21 protein-coding genes are annotated in these 17,797 nt (G+C 38.9%); 8 read left to right on the forward strand and 13 right to left on the reverse strand.

Annotation, left to right across the window (positions count from 1 at the left end; translation table 11 throughout):
- Positions 1–22 precede the first annotated feature (22 nt).
- From QZ114_RS08200 to QZ114_RS08225, 6 genes are all read right to left on the reverse strand, one after another.
- Positions 23–418 carry a YtxH domain-containing protein gene (locus tag QZ114_RS08200; RefSeq protein ID WP_295501866.1) on the reverse strand — a complete coding sequence of 132 codons (396 nt, stop codon included), beginning with the start codon at positions 416–418 and terminating at the stop codon, positions 23–25.
- Positions 419–432: 14 nt separating this feature from the next.
- The gene (locus QZ114_RS08205) at positions 433–816 is read right to left on the reverse strand and encodes a DUF948 domain-containing protein (RefSeq protein ID WP_295501872.1); all 384 of its coding nucleotides are present in this window, start codon (positions 814–816) and stop codon (positions 433–435) included.
- Positions 817–1,605 (reverse strand): prolipoprotein diacylglyceryl transferase, encoded by a 789-nt coding sequence (gene lgt / locus QZ114_RS08210; RefSeq protein ID WP_295501888.1) that lies wholly within the window; start codon positions 1,603–1,605, stop codon positions 817–819.
- Entirely contained in the window at positions 1,598–2,533 is a 936-nt protein-coding gene (gene hprK / locus QZ114_RS08215; RefSeq protein ID WP_295501890.1) for an HPr(Ser) kinase/phosphatase, read from the reverse strand. Before hprK ends, lgt begins: the two co-directional genes overlap by 8 nt.
- A gap of 130 nt (positions 2,534–2,663) precedes the next feature.
- Complete coding sequence (rpsU, locus tag QZ114_RS08220; protein ID WP_000048054.1) at positions 2,664–2,840, reverse strand: 30S ribosomal protein S21; 177 nt, start codon at positions 2,838–2,840, stop codon at positions 2,664–2,666.
- A 161-nt stretch (positions 2,841–3,001) separates the two neighbouring features.
- Positions 3,002–3,709: a glucosamine-6-phosphate deaminase gene (locus tag QZ114_RS08225; protein WP_295501892.1), complete on the reverse strand. Its 708-nt coding sequence runs from the start codon at positions 3,707–3,709 to the stop codon at positions 3,002–3,004.
- A 146-nt stretch (positions 3,710–3,855) separates the two neighbouring features.
- On the opposite strand from QZ114_RS08225, the gene queA reads away from it, so the two are divergent.
- The gene (gene queA, locus QZ114_RS08230) at positions 3,856–4,884 is read left to right on the forward strand and encodes a tRNA preQ1(34) S-adenosylmethionine ribosyltransferase-isomerase QueA (RefSeq protein WP_295502180.1); all 1,029 of its coding nucleotides are present in this window, start codon (positions 3,856–3,858) and stop codon (positions 4,882–4,884) included.
- Between the two features lie 580 nt (positions 4,885–5,464).
- Positions 5,465–6,067 carry a hypothetical protein gene (locus QZ114_RS08235; protein ID WP_295502182.1) on the forward strand — a complete coding sequence of 201 codons (603 nt, stop codon included), beginning with the start codon at positions 5,465–5,467 and terminating at the stop codon, positions 6,065–6,067.
- 86 nt (positions 6,068–6,153) lie between these two features.
- Here QZ114_RS08235 and QZ114_RS08240 read toward each other — a convergent pair whose 3' ends face one another.
- The 6 genes from QZ114_RS08240 to QZ114_RS08265 form a co-directional block, all read right to left on the reverse strand.
- Positions 6,154–6,357, reverse strand: coding sequence for a hypothetical protein (locus QZ114_RS08240; RefSeq protein ID WP_295501894.1), 204 nt, complete (start codon positions 6,355–6,357; stop codon positions 6,154–6,156).
- A gap of 125 nt (positions 6,358–6,482) precedes the next feature.
- Positions 6,483–7,343, reverse strand: a complete 861-nt coding sequence (locus tag QZ114_RS08245; RefSeq protein WP_295501896.1) for a YihY/virulence factor BrkB family protein — start codon at positions 7,341–7,343, stop codon at positions 6,483–6,485.
- Between the two features lie 27 nt (positions 7,344–7,370).
- Positions 7,371–9,425 carry a sodium:proton antiporter gene (locus QZ114_RS08250; RefSeq protein ID WP_295501898.1) on the reverse strand — a complete coding sequence of 685 codons (2,055 nt, stop codon included), beginning with the start codon at positions 9,423–9,425 and terminating at the stop codon, positions 7,371–7,373.
- Positions 9,426–9,436: 11 nt separating this feature from the next.
- Positions 9,437–9,691 carry a hypothetical protein gene (locus tag QZ114_RS08255; protein WP_295501900.1) on the reverse strand — a complete coding sequence of 85 codons (255 nt, stop codon included), beginning with the start codon at positions 9,689–9,691 and terminating at the stop codon, positions 9,437–9,439.
- Positions 9,684–10,241, reverse strand: coding sequence for a class I SAM-dependent methyltransferase (locus QZ114_RS08260; RefSeq protein ID WP_295501908.1), 558 nt, complete (start codon positions 10,239–10,241; stop codon positions 9,684–9,686). The genes QZ114_RS08255 and QZ114_RS08260 overlap by 8 nt, the downstream gene beginning before the upstream one ends.
- Position 10,242: 1 nt before the next feature.
- Positions 10,243–11,181, reverse strand: a complete 939-nt coding sequence (locus QZ114_RS08265; RefSeq protein ID WP_295502184.1) for a TIGR01212 family radical SAM protein — start codon at positions 11,179–11,181, stop codon at positions 10,243–10,245.
- A gap of 91 nt (positions 11,182–11,272) precedes the next feature.
- Between QZ114_RS08265 and QZ114_RS08270 the strand changes: the two genes are divergently transcribed.
- Entirely contained in the window at positions 11,273–11,629 is a 357-nt protein-coding gene (locus QZ114_RS08270; RefSeq protein ID WP_295501914.1) for a DUF3397 family protein, read from the forward strand.
- A 164-nt stretch (positions 11,630–11,793) separates the two neighbouring features.
- Entirely contained in the window at positions 11,794–12,423 is a 630-nt protein-coding gene (locus QZ114_RS08275; RefSeq protein WP_295501920.1) for an MBL fold metallo-hydrolase, read from the forward strand.
- Between the two features lie 125 nt (positions 12,424–12,548).
- Here the strand turns inward: QZ114_RS08275 and pepO are convergent, their stop codons facing one another.
- The gene (gene pepO / locus QZ114_RS08280) at positions 12,549–14,441 is read right to left on the reverse strand and encodes an endopeptidase PepO (protein WP_295501926.1); all 1,893 of its coding nucleotides are present in this window, start codon (positions 14,439–14,441) and stop codon (positions 12,549–12,551) included.
- Positions 14,442–14,621: 180 nt separating this feature from the next.
- Between pepO and QZ114_RS08285 the strand changes: the two genes are divergently transcribed.
- The 4 genes from QZ114_RS08285 to tpx all read left to right on the forward strand — a co-directional run bounded on the left by QZ114_RS08285 (position 14,622) and on the right by tpx (position 17,764).
- On the forward strand, positions 14,622–15,344 hold the full coding sequence (locus QZ114_RS08285) for a metal ABC transporter ATP-binding protein (protein WP_000619167.1): 723 nt from the start codon (positions 14,622–14,624) through the stop codon (positions 15,342–15,344).
- Positions 15,341–16,189 carry a metal ABC transporter permease gene (locus QZ114_RS08290; protein ID WP_000559790.1) on the forward strand — a complete coding sequence of 283 codons (849 nt, stop codon included), beginning with the start codon at positions 15,341–15,343 and terminating at the stop codon, positions 16,187–16,189. The genes QZ114_RS08285 and QZ114_RS08290 overlap by 4 nt, the downstream gene beginning before the upstream one ends.
- 31 nt (positions 16,190–16,220) lie before the next feature.
- Positions 16,221–17,150, forward strand: a complete 930-nt coding sequence (gene psaA, locus QZ114_RS08295) for a metal ABC transporter substrate-binding lipoprotein/adhesin PsaA (protein ID WP_042900561.1) — start codon at positions 16,221–16,223, stop codon at positions 17,148–17,150.
- A 122-nt stretch (positions 17,151–17,272) separates the two neighbouring features.
- The gene (tpx, locus tag QZ114_RS08300) at positions 17,273–17,764 is read left to right on the forward strand and encodes a thiol peroxidase (RefSeq protein ID WP_055387665.1); all 492 of its coding nucleotides are present in this window, start codon (positions 17,273–17,275) and stop codon (positions 17,762–17,764) included.
- Positions 17,765–17,797 lie beyond the last annotated feature (33 nt).

Raw genomic sequence — 17,797 nt, forward strand, 5'->3', positions numbered from 1 at the left:
GAGGTTTCCCTCTCTCTCAAATCTAGATTTTTTCTTCTTTGATATCAATCACAATCTCTTCTGATTCATCAAGAGTTTCGGCCTTTTCTTGCCATTGCTTCTTGAGATTATTGAATTGATTAGTTGATGCTTCAGTCGCTTGAAAAGCATATGATTTAGCCTGATTTAAAACACTGTCAACAGTAATTTCTCCAGCTTCTACTTGCTCTTTTGTTTTCAAAACAAAGTCTGTCGCCTGTTCCTTGACCTGAGTCAATTTTTCACAAACTTGTTCTTTAGCATATTCAGGATCTTCTCTCAAATCATCCAGAAAATCTTGAGCTTGACTACGAACTTTCTTACCCTTATCACTAGTTAAAAACAAGGCAAGGGCTGCACCTGAAACAGTGCCCAAAAAGATTGAAGATAGTTTTCCCATATGATTTCTCCTTTTTATTTTTTAAATAGTTTACTTGCAAAGCGTAGAGCTGATAAACTTGCTCCTGTCTTGATCGTTTTTGTACCAGCTGATGTTGCTTTCTTGCTCAATACCCGTGCCTGATCATTAAGGTCTGAAACAGAGATTGACAAATCTGCTACAGCACTAAAGAGTGGATCGATTGTAGCTACTTTTACATTGATATCATCAACTAAAACATTAACCTTAGCTAACAATTCATTTGTATGATGTAAGGTCACATCCACATCTGAAGTCAAGGTTTTAATCGTCTTCTCTGTTTCATCAATAACACGACCAACCTTTTGAACTGTGATAATCAGATAGACTAGAAAAACAATTAAAACAAGGGCAACAAGAATATAGGCTACTTCTAACATTTACTTTTTCTCCTCTGTAATATAGAAAGGGGCTTTCTTTCGATTTTGATAAATAACAATCACTATTCCGAGACCAATAAGAACAGCTGATAACCATTGGGAGACACGAAGTCCAAAGAACATGAGACTATCTGTCCTTAATCCTTCAATAACCATACGACCGAAACCATACCAAATCAAGTAAAAAGCCGTGATATGACCTCGTCTAAGACTCTTCCATTTTCGTCTTAAAATCAGAATCAAAATAAAGCCAAGTAGATTCCAAAGCGACTCATAAAGGAAGGTCGGCTGGCGGTAGCTTCCATCAATATACATCTGGTCACGAATGAAGGCAGGCAGGTAATTTAAACTATCGACTGCAGCACCATAGGCTTCTTGGTTAAAGAAATTTCCCCAACGGCCCAAACTTTGAGCAATCATCACACTTGGAGCTACGATATCTAGGAAATCCCAAGTATTGATGAGTTTTCGATCAGTAAAGATATAAAGAACAATAGCCCCTGTAATCAAGCCACCATAAATGGCTAAACCACCATTCCAAATGGCAAAAATTTCTCCCAGATTCTGACTGTAATAGTCTAAACGAAAGACTACATAGTAGATGCGGGCACCTAAAATGGCAAGTGGAAAAGCCAGCAAGATAAAATCTAAAATATCATCTGACAGAACATTTTTTCTCGGAGCCTCTTTCATAGTTAGGTAAACGGCTAAAATTAAACCCGATACGATACACAAGGCATACCAACGAATGGCAAGTGGTCCTAGATGAATGGCAATTGGATCAAGCATCATGCACCTCATTTCGAGCTATCAGATTTGTCAAACGTTCTTCAAATAAACGAGTCGCATCAAAGCCCATTTCCTTGGCCCGGTAGTTCATAGCTGCTGCCTCGATCACGACAGAGATGTTACGACCTGTTTTCACTGGGATACGGATACGAGGAATCGATACACCAGAAATCTCCAACTCCTCAGCATTATTACCCAAACGATCAAAAGTTTTATGGGTATCATAATTTTCCAAGTAAACAGCCAGCTGAACTTGAGAAGAATCTTTAACAGCACTAGCACCGTAAAGGCTCATAATATCAATGATACCAACCCCACGAATTTCTATCAAGTGCTTCAAGATTTCAGCAGGTTCGCCCCACAAAGTCATTTCATCCTTGGCAAAGATATCAACCCTATCATCTGCAACTAAACGGTGTCCTCGTTTGACAAGCTCTAGACCCGTCTCACTCTTACCAATGCCACTATCTCCTTGAATTAAAACACCCATTCCATAGATATCCATCAAGACTCCATGAACACTGGTACGTTCAGCCAAACGAGAGTCCAGGTAGCTAGACAGTTCTCCTGATAAACGACTGGTCGGTGTCCGACTGGTTAAAATTGAAATCTTACATTCTCTAGCAGCCTTTAGCATTTCCTCAGGAACCACTAAACCACGAGCAACGATAACCGCTGGTGTTTCAGGCTGAAACATTTTTTTCAAGACTTCATAACGATTATGAGAAGCCATGGAAACTAAATAAGACCATTCCTTCATCCCTAAAAGTTGAATCCGCTCTGGAGTATAGTAATCAAAATAGCCTGTCATTTCAAGACCAGGTCTCGTAATATCGGAAGTATGGATTTCCTTTTCAAGTAAATCCGCTTCACCATAAACAATATCCAATCTAAGTTTTTCAATCACTTCTTTTACTAAAACCGACATCATTTCCTCCTTCAAATGAGTTTTCACTTCTATTATATCAGATTGTATAAGGAAGTTTCAGTTTTTTGCAGGATTTACACTACTTTATTTAAAATGAAAAAGACTAGATTTCTCTAGCCTTTCATTTTAATTAGAATTTTTTACGTTTACGAGCTGCTTCTGATTTACGTTTACGTTTTACAGAAGGTTTTTCATAGAATTCACGTTTGCGTGTTTCTTGAAGAGTACCAGCTTTAGTAACCGCACGTTTGAAACGACGAAGAGCGTCGTCAAGAGATTCATTCTTACGTACTACTGTTTTAGACATTTTTTTCACTCCCTTCAAGTTCAATATCTATTCTATTCTACACATAAAAGGTATAAATGTCAAGAAAAAATCAAACACAAATTTAATTATTTCTTGCATTTATAAAATAGTTAATATTTACTATACAAATAAGTTACAAGGTTTCTATATTCCCTTGTTTTCTATTTTTCCAATAAACTGAGTGCTTCAGCATCAGCAATGATGGTCACATCAGGGTGATTTTGTAGGCTACTTGCTGGCAAACTCTCAGTCACTGGACCAGACACTGTTCCGGCAATAGCTTCTGCTTTTGATTCACCGTAAGCAAAGAGAAGGATAGACTTGGCATCCAAGATATTTTTAATCCCCATTGAAATGGCTTGGGTTGGTACATCTTCAATCTTATCAAAGAAGCGCGCATTGGCTTCGATGGTAGATTGGTCAAGTTCTACCAAATGAGTTTGACTATCAAATGGAGTTCCTGGCTCATTAAATCCAATGTGTCCATTACGTCCGATACCTAAAATTTGTAGGTCGACTGGATGGTCAGCCAAAATTTGGTTGTAGCGTTCTACTTCAGCTTCAGCATTGTCCTTAACCCCACGAGGCAAGAAACTTTCTTTAAATGGTTTTTGGTTAAACAAGTTTTCTTGCATGAAGTAACGATAAGACTGTGGGTTGTCCCCATCAAGGCCTACATACTCATCAAGGTTCACACTAGTTAGATTTGAAAAATCAAGGTCGCTAGCTACGATTTCTTGGTAAAACTCAAGTGGGCTACTACCAGTTGCAAGCCCTAGAGTTTGTGCTCCATTTGCTAATTTTTCTTGTAAAATCTCAAAAGCAACTTTACCGCCTTCGATTGGGTTTTCAACTTTAATGACTTTCATCTTTTTGTCCTCCATTATTTCTAAATTTATTATATGGTATAGACCAATTTTTGTCAAGTGAAAACGGTTTAATTTCTAAAAAAGAGCACCCAAACCTGAAACATGTTATAATGGATAAGATTAGAATTAGAAAGAATAAAAAAGATATGAATACTGCTGATTTTGATTTCCATTTACCAGAGGAATTGATTGCCCAAACACCACTTGAAAAACGTGATGCTTCAAAACTCCTGATTGTTAATCGTAAGACTGGAGAGTTTCAGGATCGTCACTTCCATTCCATTATTGATATGCTAGAGGTAGGAGATGCCCTTGTCATGAACGACACCCGCGTTCTCCCTGCCCGCCTCTATGGTCAAAAGGAGGAAACAGGAGGTCATGTGGAACTGCTCCTCCTTAAAAACACTAGTGGAGACGAGTGGGAAGTTCTGGCTAAACCTGCCAAACGCCTCAAGGTTGGCACTCGCGTCAGCTTTGGAGACGGTCGACTCTCTGCTCTTGTGACCGAGGAGTTGAGCCATGGAGGTCGTATTGTTCGTTTTGACTACCAAGGAATTTTCCTAGAAGTCTTGGAAAGTCTGGGAGAAATGCCTCTACCTCCTTATATCCACGAAAAATTGGATGACCGTGAACGTTATCAAACCGTCTACGCCAAGGAAAGTGGTTCTGCTGCTGCACCGACTGCTGGATTGCACTTCACCAAAGAACTGCTGGCAGAAATCCAAGCTAAGGGTGTTCATCTAGTCTATCTGACGCTTCATGTCGGGCTTGGAACCTTTAGACCTGTTTCTGTGGATAATCTTGACGAACATGAGATGCATTCTGAATTCTACCAACTTTCTGAAGAAGCTGCTGCAACACTTCGTTCTGTGAAAGAAAATGGTGGACGTGTCATCGCTGTTGGAACAACCTCTATCCGGACTCTAGAAACCATTGGATCTAAGTTTGATGGACAAATCCAAGCAGACTCTGGCTGGACCAATATCTTTATCAAACCAGGTTATGATTGGAAGGTTGTAGATGCATTTTCAACCAACTTCCATTTGCCAAAATCTACTCTGGTCATGCTGGTTTCTGCCTTTGCAGGTCGCGAATTAGTATTAGATGCCTACCACCATGCCATCCAAGAACACTACCGCTTCTTTAGTTTTGGCGATGCCATGTTTATCTATTAATTTTCATAATCAAAAAACGCATATTATCAGGCAAAATCCTTTAGCTCTCTAAGCTTTTCTAATGATAGACAGACAGGTCGCAAAAAAGTCTGAAAAACTCTCAGAATCGTCGTCTCAGCACCGAAAATGCGTGATTTTTGTATGAAAAAACTAAAAAATGGGCTTTGTATACAAAAAAACGACGATTTAAATCGTCGTTTTACTTTGATAAATATGTAATCTTTTTTTGAAAATACGTCTATTTATTTTTTATTTTTTTTATGGTTTTTTATTGTAAAGTAGACCCAACCGAATGAACATAGGTTGTCGAAAGCAAATGAAAAAACTGCAAGGATGATAGCTCCTGTATCTAAATAACCTCTTTCAAGACCGTTTTTCAACAACAACAAGCCTGTAGTTTCGACAAAGATCAAAAATAAAAATATATATAAAATTTTCACATTAAGCATACTGTTACCGCTTTCTTTTTATTTGGTTTTATTGTATAACAAAAGTTGAAAAAAATCAAAAATACAAAGGAGTTTCCGTTATGTCTAAGATGTTTAAATGCATGTGTTTGCTAGTTATGTCTGTTTTCTGTATGTCTAGCATTTCCCCATCGCTTGTTGTTTTTGCTGATGATAGCTTATCGGCAAACTCTAAAGTTGTATCTGGTGAGGCTCAGTTTGAGAATGGCTCATCAGTGCGGTTCGGAGATACGCAAGTAAATATTTTAAGTGATGAAGTTCTTGAGGTGGTCACTCCAAATGGAAGTGTAGACACTATTGAACGACGTACTGATGGCGTCTATATCAATGGGTCATTTTATATGGCTTATCAAAAGAATGAACTCGACCTAAATATATCTTTTAGATCATACGATCCTAATGTTTGGAATTACGTCAACACAATACATGGGAATAAACAAGCCAACACATTCGCTCACTTCATGATTGATTCTGGAATAACCGCGATGTTTGGCTTTATAGGTTCTATAGGGCCATGGAGTGGCATAATTGGTGGAGCATATTTTGGTATGCAAGCTTATGAGAGTTACTTGGATTCACAAAGCCCATATCCATACTACATAACAAGTACTTATATCCATCTTTCTCAAAGAAAATGGAAGTTTATCACTGAATACTATAGAAACTCAGACTATACTGGGTATGTAAAAACCGAAACAACCTACGTGAATTTCTAAAATATAAACCCTGCCTTTATATCTAGGCAGGGTTTATATTTTAGTTAATTGCTCAAGTAATTTGTAAGCATAATACTTGCGAAACTCTATTTGTTCAAGCGGTTCAAAAGCTCTTGTTTTTTATCCTCAAGCTCAGCTCTCCTTTGCTCGATTTCTTCACGTTTTTGGACGATTTCTGCTTGCGCCTCGGGAGTTTCCAAAGTGCCTTGTGACTTGTGAAATTCTACTAGCATATCAACGATTTTTGGGTCTAATTCGTTGACATAATCAGGATTTGACCATTTCGGCATGTTGCTTGCAGGTGCTTGCTTTTTACCGCCTTTTTTGGGCGTTTTGGCTTGTTGTTCAGCTTTCTGACTATAGTTGACCTCGTGGAATTTTCATATTATGCGTTTTATAATGAATTAAAAATTCGTTAGTCTTTTCTAAAATTCAGATCTTTCAAACTCTGCACACTAGCATTGATCACTGCACCGATAATCAATATCTTGGCCAGTAAAATAAACCAAAACATGGTCACTACAAAAATAATAGAACTTACAAAACGAACCTCTACGAGATTATTGATATAATGATTAACAGAAGCTGAAAAGATATTTAGAATCAATACTAGAGTCAACAAGACAAAAATACTCCCCGGTAAAACATAACGTATTCGTCGGACCTTAACATTGGGCAGAAAATAGTAAAACATGACTAAGATCGCAAAAATTAAGGTGAAAACTAAAGGCCCCGTAAGGTCTTCTAGATAAACGAATATTGGATTATCAGATTGCCAATAATTTTTCAGAAAATCTAGTAAAATACGACCAAATACGCTCAAAAACAAGGCACAAGCAAAAAGAATTTGCAAGCCAAAACTGACTAGTAAACTCATCAATTGCTGGTAAATTAAACCTCTACTCTTGGCTACTCCATAAGCCTTATTAAAAGCTTTTTGGAGATAGTTCATAGATTTTGAAAAAGTCCATAAAGCTGATAAGACCGCAAAACTCAGTAAACCTGTTGAAGGTTGGGTTAGCACTTCTGTGATAATCTTTGCCACCACATCATACATGGTATCCGGCAAGAATTCATTGACAACCTTTAAAAAATTAGAAACTGGAATCTGAAAATAAGGGAGGATATTGATCACCACCAAAAGCAGGGGGAAAATCGAAATCAACCAATAGTAGGCTACTGCGACACTGGTCAACTCACTATCTGATGCTTGATAATAATGCAAAAAAGCTTTTAATAAAGGCTTGTCTATCAGCTCTTTCCACCACTTTTTCATGTCACACTCCTTCACTTATAATCTTGATTAATTTCTTCTTACCAATTCCATCATGTCATAAGGCAAAGTATTGGCTGTTTCCTTCAAGGAATAATTTTCTAAATTATTGACATTTTGTCGCAATTTCTTGGCATATTTTGTGGTAATCAATCTTTTTTCTTCATACTCAAAGATTAGCTTTCTTTCTAGATAATACCCTCGTAACATCTCATCAATATTAGTCGGTTTCACACGAGTAATAACCCGTTCGACAAAGGCTCCACTTGTAATAATCGATGCTTCACGAAGACGAGACTCTTGCATAAAGCTAATCAGAGAACTCTTATAAACCCCTTTAAGGTTTTCCAAACTTTCGATGATCAACTCAGTATTTTCCAAATACAATTCAGATATCTGATCATAATCAAGAGCTCTAAGACGACCATGCTCCTTATCATTCCATGAACGAAAGGTCTTACCCAAGGTAAAAATTTCATGAAGAATAAAACGCAAAATCCGTAGAGATACCAAGATATAATAGGTCAACTTAGAAGCTAGTTTACGATTGATACTTTCTTCCATATTTTTCAAATAACGCTGATAAACTCGATAAGCACGTTCGCTTATTCTCTCTTCTTCATAGGCCTGTTCCAAAGAATCGTTTTCAATACTAAGAATCAAGAGTTTCAAGGCTTCCCAGTCTTCTTGAGCATCCTTTTTTTCTTGACTCAAAATGAGGTTTTCAATTCTACCGTGGTAATTGTCGATTGCTGCATAGAGGGGGAGTTTATTTCTAGTGCTCTCCAAATCTTTTTCCAGTTCTAAAGTTACCTCATTTAAAATAGCAATATGCATGAGATAATCCTTGTTTTCTTCCTGTTCATCAGAAAGATGAGGAAGAACTAACAAACCTGTTAAGAAACTTAGTAATGTTACACCTGCTACTAAAAAAAGTAAGAGAGGATATTCTTGTTCAAGATTGCTAGGTATTAAAAGAATGGTCGCAATAGATACAGTTCCCTTAACACCTGAAAAAGTCAAAAGGAGCATATCCTTCATGTACTTATTCATGCTTTTCTTGAGTCGCCTCGTTCTGACTACATAATATCCATATATCATCAAAAAGCGGATTGCAAAGAGTAAAAAGGTTAGTAGAACAATTGATACCAGTAATAAAAGGGGATTATAGATTGGATTGGTCAAGATAGGCTCTGCTATCATTTCTAATTCCATTCCCAAAATCACAAAGACAGAACCGTTAAGCATAAAGGTCACCGTGTGCCAGACAGTTTCTGTGACGGTGTCCACCTGAGCCTCAAGTAAGGTGATTCTCTTAAAACGACTTGCCTTTAAAATCCCTGCTACGACAACTGCGATAATACCTGAAACATGAATTTCTTCAGCTAGAAAAAAGGTCACTAAGGGTAAACTCAGTTCTAACAAAAGTTCACTAGCGATATCTGTCGCTCTTAAACTCAATAAAAGTGTATGAAGGAAGCGATTAATCATAGCGGTCACAAAACCAACAGCAAAACCACCTAGGATAGAAAAGATGAGAGAGCTACCAGCCTGACTAAGCGAAAAAGTTCCAGTAGTCCAAGCAGCTAGGGCTACCTGAAAGGCTACCAAACCGGAAGCATCATTCAAAAGCCCCTCGCCCTTTAAAATATTAGACACACGTTTTGGAAAACGAAAGCGCTCAGAAAGAGAAGCAAAGGCCACTAAATCTGTCGGTCCTAGAGCCGCTCCAACAGCTAAACAAGCCGCCAGAGGAAGGCCAATCCAAAGAAAGTGAGCCAGTCCACCCAAACTCAAGGTTGAAATGAAAATGACTGGAAAAATCAAATACACAATGATGCGCCAGTGTTTTAAGATGGATGTAATATCTGCCTCTTGAGCTTCTCGAAAAAGAAGGGGGCCAATAACTATAGCCAAAAACAACTCCGTATTGAGATGGAAATCTGTATTGGGTAAAAAGAGACCAATCACGATTCCCAAAAGAATCTGCACTAGTGGCATTGGTAAAAAGGGCAGAAGTTTATTGGTCGTGCTAGAGACAATTAAGACTAGCAAAAATAGAATGAGGTAAATCAGTAATTCCACGCACTTCCTCCTTAATCTTTTTTACAACAGGATTCAAATATCTCCTTCTGCTCTTTGATTTTTTGGTCAATCTTGGAACAATCCTTGTGCTCAATTTTTTTCTGGCACCTCTCCATTTCAAGAGCGACCAACTTTTTCTTAATTTTAAGCATTTTTTTACTCATGTGTTCTTCATCCAACACCCCAACTTGTCGCTCATGCTGAGTTGACTCGACAAAATTTTGGCGCATAGATTCTAGCTTTTCTCGTAAATACTGTTTATCCATGGTTATATCTTTCTAACTTCTCAATCATTACTAAAAAGGGCGGGTTGTTGATTTGATTCAGGGTTCGGTAAATGGCAGCTGTGTACTCTTGTTGGTTCAACTGGCTAACAAAATTCAAGACAGCATCCTTCTCGAGCTCTCCTCCTTCATGCCCATAGTAGATCATAATGGCAATCCGTCCACCTTTAACCAAGAGGTTACAGAGCTTTGTTAGTGCTTCTATAGTTGTGTGTGGTTTAGTAATAAGACATTTATCCGCAGAAGGTAGGTATCCAAGGTTGAAAATTCCTGCCTTGGCTTCTGTCACAAATTGATCTAGTGTCTCATGACCCTGTAATATTAACTGGGCGTTGTCCAATCCAGCCTGAGCCAACCGTTCCTGAGTTTTCAGTAAGGCTTGTTCTTGAATATCAAAGGCATAGACTTGCTTGGCTATCTTGGCTAGAAAAAGAGTATCATGACCATTTCCCATGGTCGTATCTACTACCACATCCTCTTTTGTCACTACCTCTGCTAAAAAATCATGTGCCATCTCAAGTGGTCTTTTCATATCAATACTCCTGTTTTACAGCCTTGCATCCTTGAACGCTTCCACGACGCCGCATCTCTGTTTCAATCGCATTTAGAACCTCCCATTTATTGAGGCTCCACATAGGCCCAATCAGCATATCTCTCGGTGCGTCCCCAGTGATTCGATGAATAACAATATGCTTGGGAATAATTTCCAATTGGTCACAGATGACCTTAACATACTCTTCTTGACTCATGAGTTGCAGGCGCCCTTCATGATAATCTCTTTGCATACGCGTATTGGTCATAAGATGAAGCAAGTGCAGCTTGATTCCTTGAATATCGTTATCCCTGACACAGCGACGGACATTTTCAAGCATCATCTCATGGGTTTCACCAGGCAAGCCATTGATTAAATGAGAAACAATCTCAATCTTGGGATACTTCCTCAAACGCTTGACCGTTTCCACGTACAATTCATAAGTGTGAGCACGGTTTATCAAATCAGAAGTTGCTTCATAGGTTGTCTGCAAACCCAATTCAACCGTCACATGCATGCGTTCTGATAATTCAGCCAAGTATACAATGGTTTCGTCTGGTAAACAGTCTGGGCGCGTTCCGATATTGATTCCTACTACACCTGGCTCGTTGATAGCCTGTTCATAGCGCTCCCGAATGACTTCCACCTTTTCATGGGTGTTGGTGAAATTTTGAAAATAAACCAGATACTTTTGAACATCTGGCCATTTTCTGTGCATAAAGTCGATTTCTTTATAAAATTGCTCACGGATAGGCGCATCCGGTGCTACGATAGCATCTCCAGAACCTGAAACCGTACAAAAAGTACAACCCCCATGAGCTACAGTTCCATCACGATTGGGACAATCAAACCCTGCATCAATTGGGACTTTAAAGGTCTTTTCTCCAAAAAGTTTTCGATAATAATCATTCAAGGTATTATAAGATTTCATAACCTTCATTATAACAAAAAACACTGACAATCTCAAAAGCCCGACTTTCCTCTAAATTCCTCTCTTTCTCATTTCCATTAGAGATTTTTTATGATACAATATGGATATGATTTTAATGAAAATAGCATCTATTTTATTATTAGTATTGACTTTAATAGTCTCTATTATCCTAACCAAACTTTTTAAATTAAAAAAACTAGGTTTCAATTTTGCAGACTTGGCTTTTCCTATTTTAGTATTTGAGTACTATCTCATCACAGCCAAAACCTTTACACATAACTTTTTACCAAGACTAGGTCTTGCTCTTTCTCTCCTAGCTATTATTCTGGTATTTTTCTTTCTTACAAAAAAAAGAAGCTTTTACTATCCTAAATTCATCAAGTTCTTTTGGAGAGCAGGATTTTTATTAACCTTTGTCATGTATATAGAAATGGTTCTTGAATTATTTACACAGTAAATTTTAAAAAGGATTTAAACCTAAATAAGAAGGTCTAAATCCTTTTTTCTATACTGACAAAATTATCTATCTCATTTGAACTTTTTTAACCTATCTCCTTTTTAGCTTAATCTGCTCAACTATGCTATACTTAATTTAGAATATTCTTTGAGATTGGAGCTAATATGAAAATCCACAAAACTGTAAATCCTGTTGCTTATGAAAATACCTATTATTTAGAAGGAGACCAACATATCATTTTGGTAGATCCTGGTAGTGACTGGGGAATCATTCGTCAAACAATCGAGAACATCAACAAACCTATCTGTGCCATTCTCTTGACCCACGCCCATTATGACCATATCATGAGCCTGGACTTGGTTCGCGAGACTTTTGGTAATCCTCCTGTCTATATTGCAGAGAGCGAAGCTAACTGGCTCTATACTCCTGTCGATAATCTATCTGGGCTTCCTCGCCACGATGATATGGCAGATGTGGTCGCAAAACCTGCAGAACACACTTTTATCTTTCATGAGGAATATCAACTGGAAGAATTTCGTTTCACTGTCTTGCCAACACCAGGTCACTCTATCGGCGGCGTTTCTATCGTCTTTCCTGATACTCACCTAGTCTTGACAGGAGATGCCCTATTCCGTGAAACAATCGGACGGACCGACCTTCCGACTGGTAGCATGGAGCAACTCCTCCATAGTATCAAAACCCAACTCTTCACCCTACCAAACTATGATGTCTATCCAGGGCATGGTCCTGCTACTACTATTGCTCACGAAAAGACCTTCAATCCTTTTTTCTAGCAAGATGATGATGTATATCGCAATTTAAAGTAAAATATCTAATAAATCTTTCCATTATAAAAGGCATCCAATCAAGTTTCTCACACCTGATTGGATGCCTTTTTCTAATTACTTGCCTCTTTGCATTACCAAATAATCACGCGCTCTTCTGGTGAACGCCACATACCGTCACCTTCTTTGACATCATAGGTTGTAAAGAAATCATCGAAGTTTGGTACTTGCACATTGACACGGAGTTTAGCTGGCGCGTGCACATCAACGCTAGCTAAAAGTTTCATAAATTCTGGGCGACCTTTCATGCGCCAAATACGGCCAAAGTTATGGAAAAATTCTTCTGCTGAGAAGTCTGGCTCTCTCTTGGCTGCTTCAAGTGCTGCAGCGATTCCTCCCAAGTCAGCCACATTTTCTGATACAGTTAATTTACCGTTGATGGTTGCTCCATAAGAATCCTGTCCATCAAACTGGTCAATAACTTTTTGTGTTTTCTCCTTGAAGGCAGCATAGTCACTCTCTGTCCACCAATCCTTGAGGCTACCATTTTCATCAAAGGAAGCTCCGTTGGTATCAAAGGCGTGGGAAATTTCATGGGCAATAACTGCCCCAATACCACCGTAGTTAGCAGATGATGACTGATGCAAGTCATAGAAAGGAGCCTGTAAAATGGCCGCTGGGAAGACAATCAAATTCTTCTGTGGATTGTAGTAGGCGTTAACCATATGAGCAGGCATGCCCCATTCCTTGTAGTCTACAGGCTGGTTCCACTTGCTCCAACTGTGCTTGATTTCCACACGCGCAAAGGCTAGAGCATTGTCAAAAAGGCTAGCATTTTCATCCACTACCTTGTCCTTATAACGAGCTGGTAATTCTTCTGGGTAACCAATATAAGGCTTGATGACATTAAGTTTAACAATAGCCTTTTCACGAGTTTCTGGAGTTAGCCAGTCATTTTTAGCCAAGCGTTCCTTATAGACATCAATCATAGTTGCCACTTTTTTCTCCACATCTGCTTTAGCTTCTGGAGAGAATTTTTCATGGGCATACCAGAGACCCAAGGCTTGTTTGAATGGGCCTTGTGCTAGCTGGTAGGCTGCCTTGACCTTGTCTTTGGCCTCTGGAACACCTGAAAGCGTACGGCTATAGGCACCTGACAAGACACGGATTTCTTCTGTTAAATAGCTGGTTGAGAGATTAACAACACTTAAAATTAAGGTTGCCTTGAGGAGAGGCCATGCCTCTTCACTATAGAATTGGTCTGCTGCTTGCCAGAAACGTTCCTCGTCTACGATAACCTTATCTGGTACTTGTCCAAGAACGACTTGGAAGAAGTCATCCAAAGGTAGGGCAGGCGCAAATTTCTTGAAATCTTCGTAAGAATACGGATGGTAGAGTTTAGCATATTCTGAACTTTCTTCATTAGAAAGCACCACTGCCGCAACTCGGCGGTCTAGTTCTAATCTCTTCTCTAACAAGTCTTCAATTTCTGCATCAGAGAAATCATAAGCCTTGAGAAGATTTGCACTGGTTTCTTTCCAAAGAGCCAAGAGCTCTTCGCGCTGAGGATGGTCTTCAGCATAGTAGGTTGTATCTGGCAGGATCGTGCTTGGAGCGCTGGCCCATAGAACATTGATTCTGGCATCTATAAAGTCTGGTGATACACCAAAAGGAAGAAAGTTTGGTTTTCCTGCAAGTTCAAACTCTGCTAGTTTAGCTGTAAAATCCTCAAAAGTCTCCAATTCTTGGAATTCTTTAAGAAGAGATAAAACAGGTGTGATACCGTCAGCTTCTCTCTTGTCAAAATCACGAACTAGGCGGTGGTATTTGACAAAATTTGCCAAGATAGCATCCTCTGGAACATCTTGACCTGCCAACCACTTATCTGTAGTCGTAAGCATCAGTTCTTCAATTTCCTCATCTAGATCGATAAAACCACCTGTTTGAGACTTATCTGCAGGAATTTCAGCAGTCTTCTGCCATTCTCCATTAATCGCATCATAAAAATCATCTTGATAACGTGTCATCATGTTCTCACTTTCATTTTTTCAGTTACTGCTAGCTTAACAAAAATTACTTTGGAAAGCAATTAAAATACAAGATTCAAAACTTTAATATTTTACTGTTAATATTTTAATTTTTTAAAAAATTAACTTGACTTAATTTTTTTTTTAATGTATATTAAGAGTCAGGAGGAATACAAGTTTATGATACGTATCGAAAACCTCAGTGTCTCCTACAAAGAAACGTTGGCACTTAAGGATATTTCACTAGTGCTCCAAGGACCAACAATTACCGGAATCATTGGTCCAAACGGTGCTGGAAAATCAACACTACTGAAAGGGATGTTGAACATTATCCCCCATCAAGGTCAGGCATTTCTCGATGACAAGGAAGTTAAAAAATCCTTACATCGAATTGCCTATGTCGAACAAAAAATCAATATCGACTATAACTTTCCCATCAAGGTCAAGGAATGTGTCTCACTAGGACTATTTCCCTCTATTCCTCTCTTTCGCAGTTTAAATGCTAAACATTGGAAAAAAGTAGAGGAAGCCCTTGAAATCGTCGGCCTAGCTGACTACGCTGAACGTCAAATCAGTCAACTGTCTGGAGGTCAATTCCAGCGGGTCTTGATTGCCAGATGTTTGGTGCAGGAAGCCGATTATATCCTCTTGGATGAACCCTTTGTTGGGATTGACTCTGTCAGTGAGGAAATCATCATGAATACGCTGAGAGATTTGAAAAAAGCTGGTAAGACGGTTCTCATCGTTCACCACGACCTCAGCAAGGTTTCCCACTACTTCGATCAAGTCTTACTTGTCAATCGAGAAGTGATTGCCTTTGGTCCAACCAAAGAAACCTTTACCGAAGCCAATCTCAAAGAAGCTTACGGTAATCGACTTTTTTTCAATGGAGGTGACCTATGATTGCAGAATTTATCGATGGATTGCAAAAATTCCATTTCCTACAAAATGCCTTGATAACAGCTATTGTCGTCGGGGTCGTAGCTGGAGCTGTAGGATGTTTCATCATTCTACGCGGGATGTCACTCATGGGAGATGCCATTTCACATGCTGTCTTACCAGGTGTAGCCCTCTCCTTTATCTTGGGAGTTGACTTCTTTATCGGAGCCATTGTCTTTGGATTACTAGCTGCCATCATTATTACCTACATCAAGGGGAACTCGATTATCAAAAGCGATACCGCCATCGGCATTACCTTTTCTTCTTTCTTAGCCCTCGGTATCATCTTGATTAGTGTCGCTAAAAGTTCAACTGACCTTTTCCATATCCTTTTTGGTAATATCCTTGCCGTCCAAGATACGGATATGTTTATTACTATGGGTGTGGGGGCAGCCATTCTCTTGTTAATCTGGATTTTCTTCAAGCAACTCTTGATTACTTCCTTTGATGAACTCTTGGCCAAAGCCATGGGAATGCCTGTCAATTTCTATCACTACCTTCTCATGGTACTCCTGACTCTCGTGTCTGTGACAGCCATGCAAAGTGTCGGAACTATCCTGATTGTAGCCATGCTGATTACCCCAGCCGCAACTGCTTATCTGTATGCTAATAGCCTGAAAAGTATGATTTTCCTTTCCTCAACCTTTGGAGCTACAGCTTCAGTTTTGGGACTCTTTATCGGCTATAGCTTTAACGTTGCGGCAGGTTCTAGTATCGTGCTTACAGCTGCTAGTTTCTTTCTCATTAGCTTCTTTATCGCTCCAAAACAACGATATTTGAAACTGAAAAATAAACATTTGTTAAAATAAGGGGAAAAACCCCAATAAATTGGAGGATCTAATGAAAAAATTAGGTACATTGTTAGTTCTCTTTCTTTCTGTCATTGCTCTTGTAGCATGTGCTAGCGGAAAAAAAGATGCAGCTTCTGGTCAAAAACTAAAAGTTGTTGCTACAAACTCAATCATCGCTGATATTACTAAAAATATTGCTGGTGACAAGATTGATCTTCACAGTATCGTTCCTGTTGGTCAAGACCCACACGAATACGAACCACTCCCTGAAGATGTTAAGAAAACTTCTCAAGCTGATTTGATTTTCTATAACGGTATCAATCTTGAAACTGGTGGCAATGCTTGGTTTACAAAATTGGTAGAAAATGCCAAAAAAACTGAAAACAAAGACTACTTTGCAGTCAGCGAAGGCGTTGATGTTATCTACCTTGAAGGTCAAAATGAAAAAGGCAAAGAAGACCCACACGCTTGGCTTAACCTTGAGAACGGTATGATTTTTGCTAAAAACATCGCAAAACAATTGAGTGCTAAAGACCCTAGCAACAAGGAATTTTACGAAAAAAATCTCAAAGAATATACTGATAAGTTAGACAAACTTGACAAGGAAGCTAAAGCTAAATTCGACAATATCCCTGCTGAGAAGAAATTAATCGTAACCAGCGAAGGATGCTTCAAATACTTCTCTAAAGCCTATGGTGTACCAAGTGCTTACATCTGGGAAATCAACACTGAAGAAGAAGGAACACCTGATCAAATCAAGACCTTGGTTGAAAAACTTCGCCAAACAAAAACTCCTTCACTCTTTGTAGAATCAAGTGTAGATGACCGTCCAATGAAGACTGTCTCACAAGATACAAATATCCCAATCTACGCACAAATCTTTACTGACTCTATCGCAGAACAAGGTAAAGAAGGCGACAGCTACTACAACATGATGAAATACAACCTTGACAAGATTGCTGAAGGATTGGCAAAATAATCCTCTGAAAAACGTCATTCTCACATGAGCTGGCGTTTTTTCTATGCCCATATTTTCAGTCAAATCATTGGAAAATTCTGACTGTTTCAGCTACAATGGAAGAAAAAAGATTGGAGTATCTTATGGTAACTTTTCTCGGAAATCCTGTGAGCTTCACAGGTAAACAACTACAAGTCGGCGACAAGGCGCTTGATTTTTCTCTCACTACAACAGATCTTTCTAAAAAATCTCTGGCTGATTTTGATGGTAAGAAAAAAGTCTTGAGCGTTGTACCTTCTATCGATACAGGTATCTGCTCAACTCAAACGCGTCGCTTTAATGAAGAACTGGCTGGACTGGACAACACGGTCGTATTGACTGTTTCTATGGACCTACCATTTGCCCAAAAACGTTGGTGTGGTGCTGAGGGAATTGAAAATGCCATCATGCTCTCAGACTATTTCGACCATTCCTTTGGACGTGATTACGCCCTCTTAATCAATGAGTGGCACCTATTGGCACGCGCGGTCTTTGTCCTTGATACTGACAATACTATTCGCTACGTTGAATACGTGGACAATATCAATTCTGAACCCAACTTCGAAGCTGCAATTACAGCTGCTAAAGCCCTATAGAAAAAATCCTCTGTCACAAAGAGTTCCCTGCTC

It is taken from the genome of uncultured Streptococcus sp., assembly GCF_901875575.1.
Taxonomy (GTDB): Bacteria; Bacillota; Bacilli; order Lactobacillales; family Streptococcaceae; genus Streptococcus.

Excerpts from the sequence above, each read along its gene's own strand:
- QZ114_RS08290 (WP_000559790.1), top strand. The coding sequence starts at position 15,341 with ATGATTGCAGAATTTATCGATGGATTGCAAAAATTCCATTTCCTACAA.
- QZ114_RS08275 (WP_295501920.1), top strand. The coding sequence starts at position 11,794 with ATGAAAATCCACAAAACTGTAAATCCTGTTGCTTATGAAAATACCTAT.
- QZ114_RS08235 (WP_295502182.1), top strand. The coding sequence starts at position 5,465 with ATGTCTAGCATTTCCCCATCGCTTGTTGTTTTTGCTGATGATAGCTTA.
- tpx (WP_055387665.1), top strand. The coding sequence starts at position 17,273 with ATGGTAACTTTTCTCGGAAATCCTGTGAGCTTCACAGGTAAACAACTA.
- lgt (WP_295501888.1), bottom strand. The coding sequence starts at position 1,605 with ATGCTTGATCCAATTGCCATTCATCTAGGACCACTTGCCATTCGTTGG.
- queA (WP_295502180.1), top strand. The coding sequence starts at position 3,856 with ATGAATACTGCTGATTTTGATTTCCATTTACCAGAGGAATTGATTGCC.
- hprK (WP_295501890.1), bottom strand. The coding sequence starts at position 2,533 with ATGTCGGTTTTAGTAAAAGAAGTGATTGAAAAACTTAGATTGGATATT.
- QZ114_RS08225 (WP_295501892.1), bottom strand. The coding sequence starts at position 3,709 with ATGAAAGTCATTAAAGTTGAAAACCCAATCGAAGGCGGTAAAGTTGCT.
- QZ114_RS08200 (WP_295501866.1), bottom strand. The coding sequence starts at position 418 with ATGGGAAAACTATCTTCAATCTTTTTGGGCACTGTTTCAGGTGCAGCC.
- QZ114_RS08245 (WP_295501896.1), bottom strand. The coding sequence starts at position 7,343 with ATGAAAAAGTGGTGGAAAGAGCTGATAGACAAGCCTTTATTAAAAGCT.
- psaA (WP_042900561.1), top strand. The coding sequence starts at position 16,221 with ATGAAAAAATTAGGTACATTGTTAGTTCTCTTTCTTTCTGTCATTGCT.
- QZ114_RS08255 (WP_295501900.1), bottom strand. The coding sequence starts at position 9,691 with ATGGATAAACAGTATTTACGAGAAAAGCTAGAATCTATGCGCCAAAAT.
- pepO (WP_295501926.1), bottom strand. The coding sequence starts at position 14,441 with ATGACACGTTATCAAGATGATTTTTATGATGCGATTAATGGAGAATGG.
- QZ114_RS08240 (WP_295501894.1), bottom strand. The coding sequence starts at position 6,357 with ATGCCGAAATGGTCAAATCCTGATTATGTCAACGAATTAGACCCAAAA.
- QZ114_RS08270 (WP_295501914.1), top strand. The coding sequence starts at position 11,273 with ATGGATATGATTTTAATGAAAATAGCATCTATTTTATTATTAGTATTG.
- QZ114_RS08205 (WP_295501872.1), bottom strand. The coding sequence starts at position 816 with ATGTTAGAAGTAGCCTATATTCTTGTTGCCCTTGTTTTAATTGTTTTT.
- QZ114_RS08265 (WP_295502184.1), bottom strand. The coding sequence starts at position 11,181 with ATGAAGGTTATGAAATCTTATAATACCTTGAATGATTATTATCGAAAA.
- QZ114_RS08260 (WP_295501908.1), bottom strand. The coding sequence starts at position 10,241 with ATGAAAAGACCACTTGAGATGGCACATGATTTTTTAGCAGAGGTAGTG.
- rpsU (WP_000048054.1), bottom strand. The coding sequence starts at position 2,840 with ATGTCTAAAACAGTAGTACGTAAGAATGAATCTCTTGACGACGCTCTT.
- QZ114_RS08285 (WP_000619167.1), top strand. The coding sequence starts at position 14,622 with ATGATACGTATCGAAAACCTCAGTGTCTCCTACAAAGAAACGTTGGCA.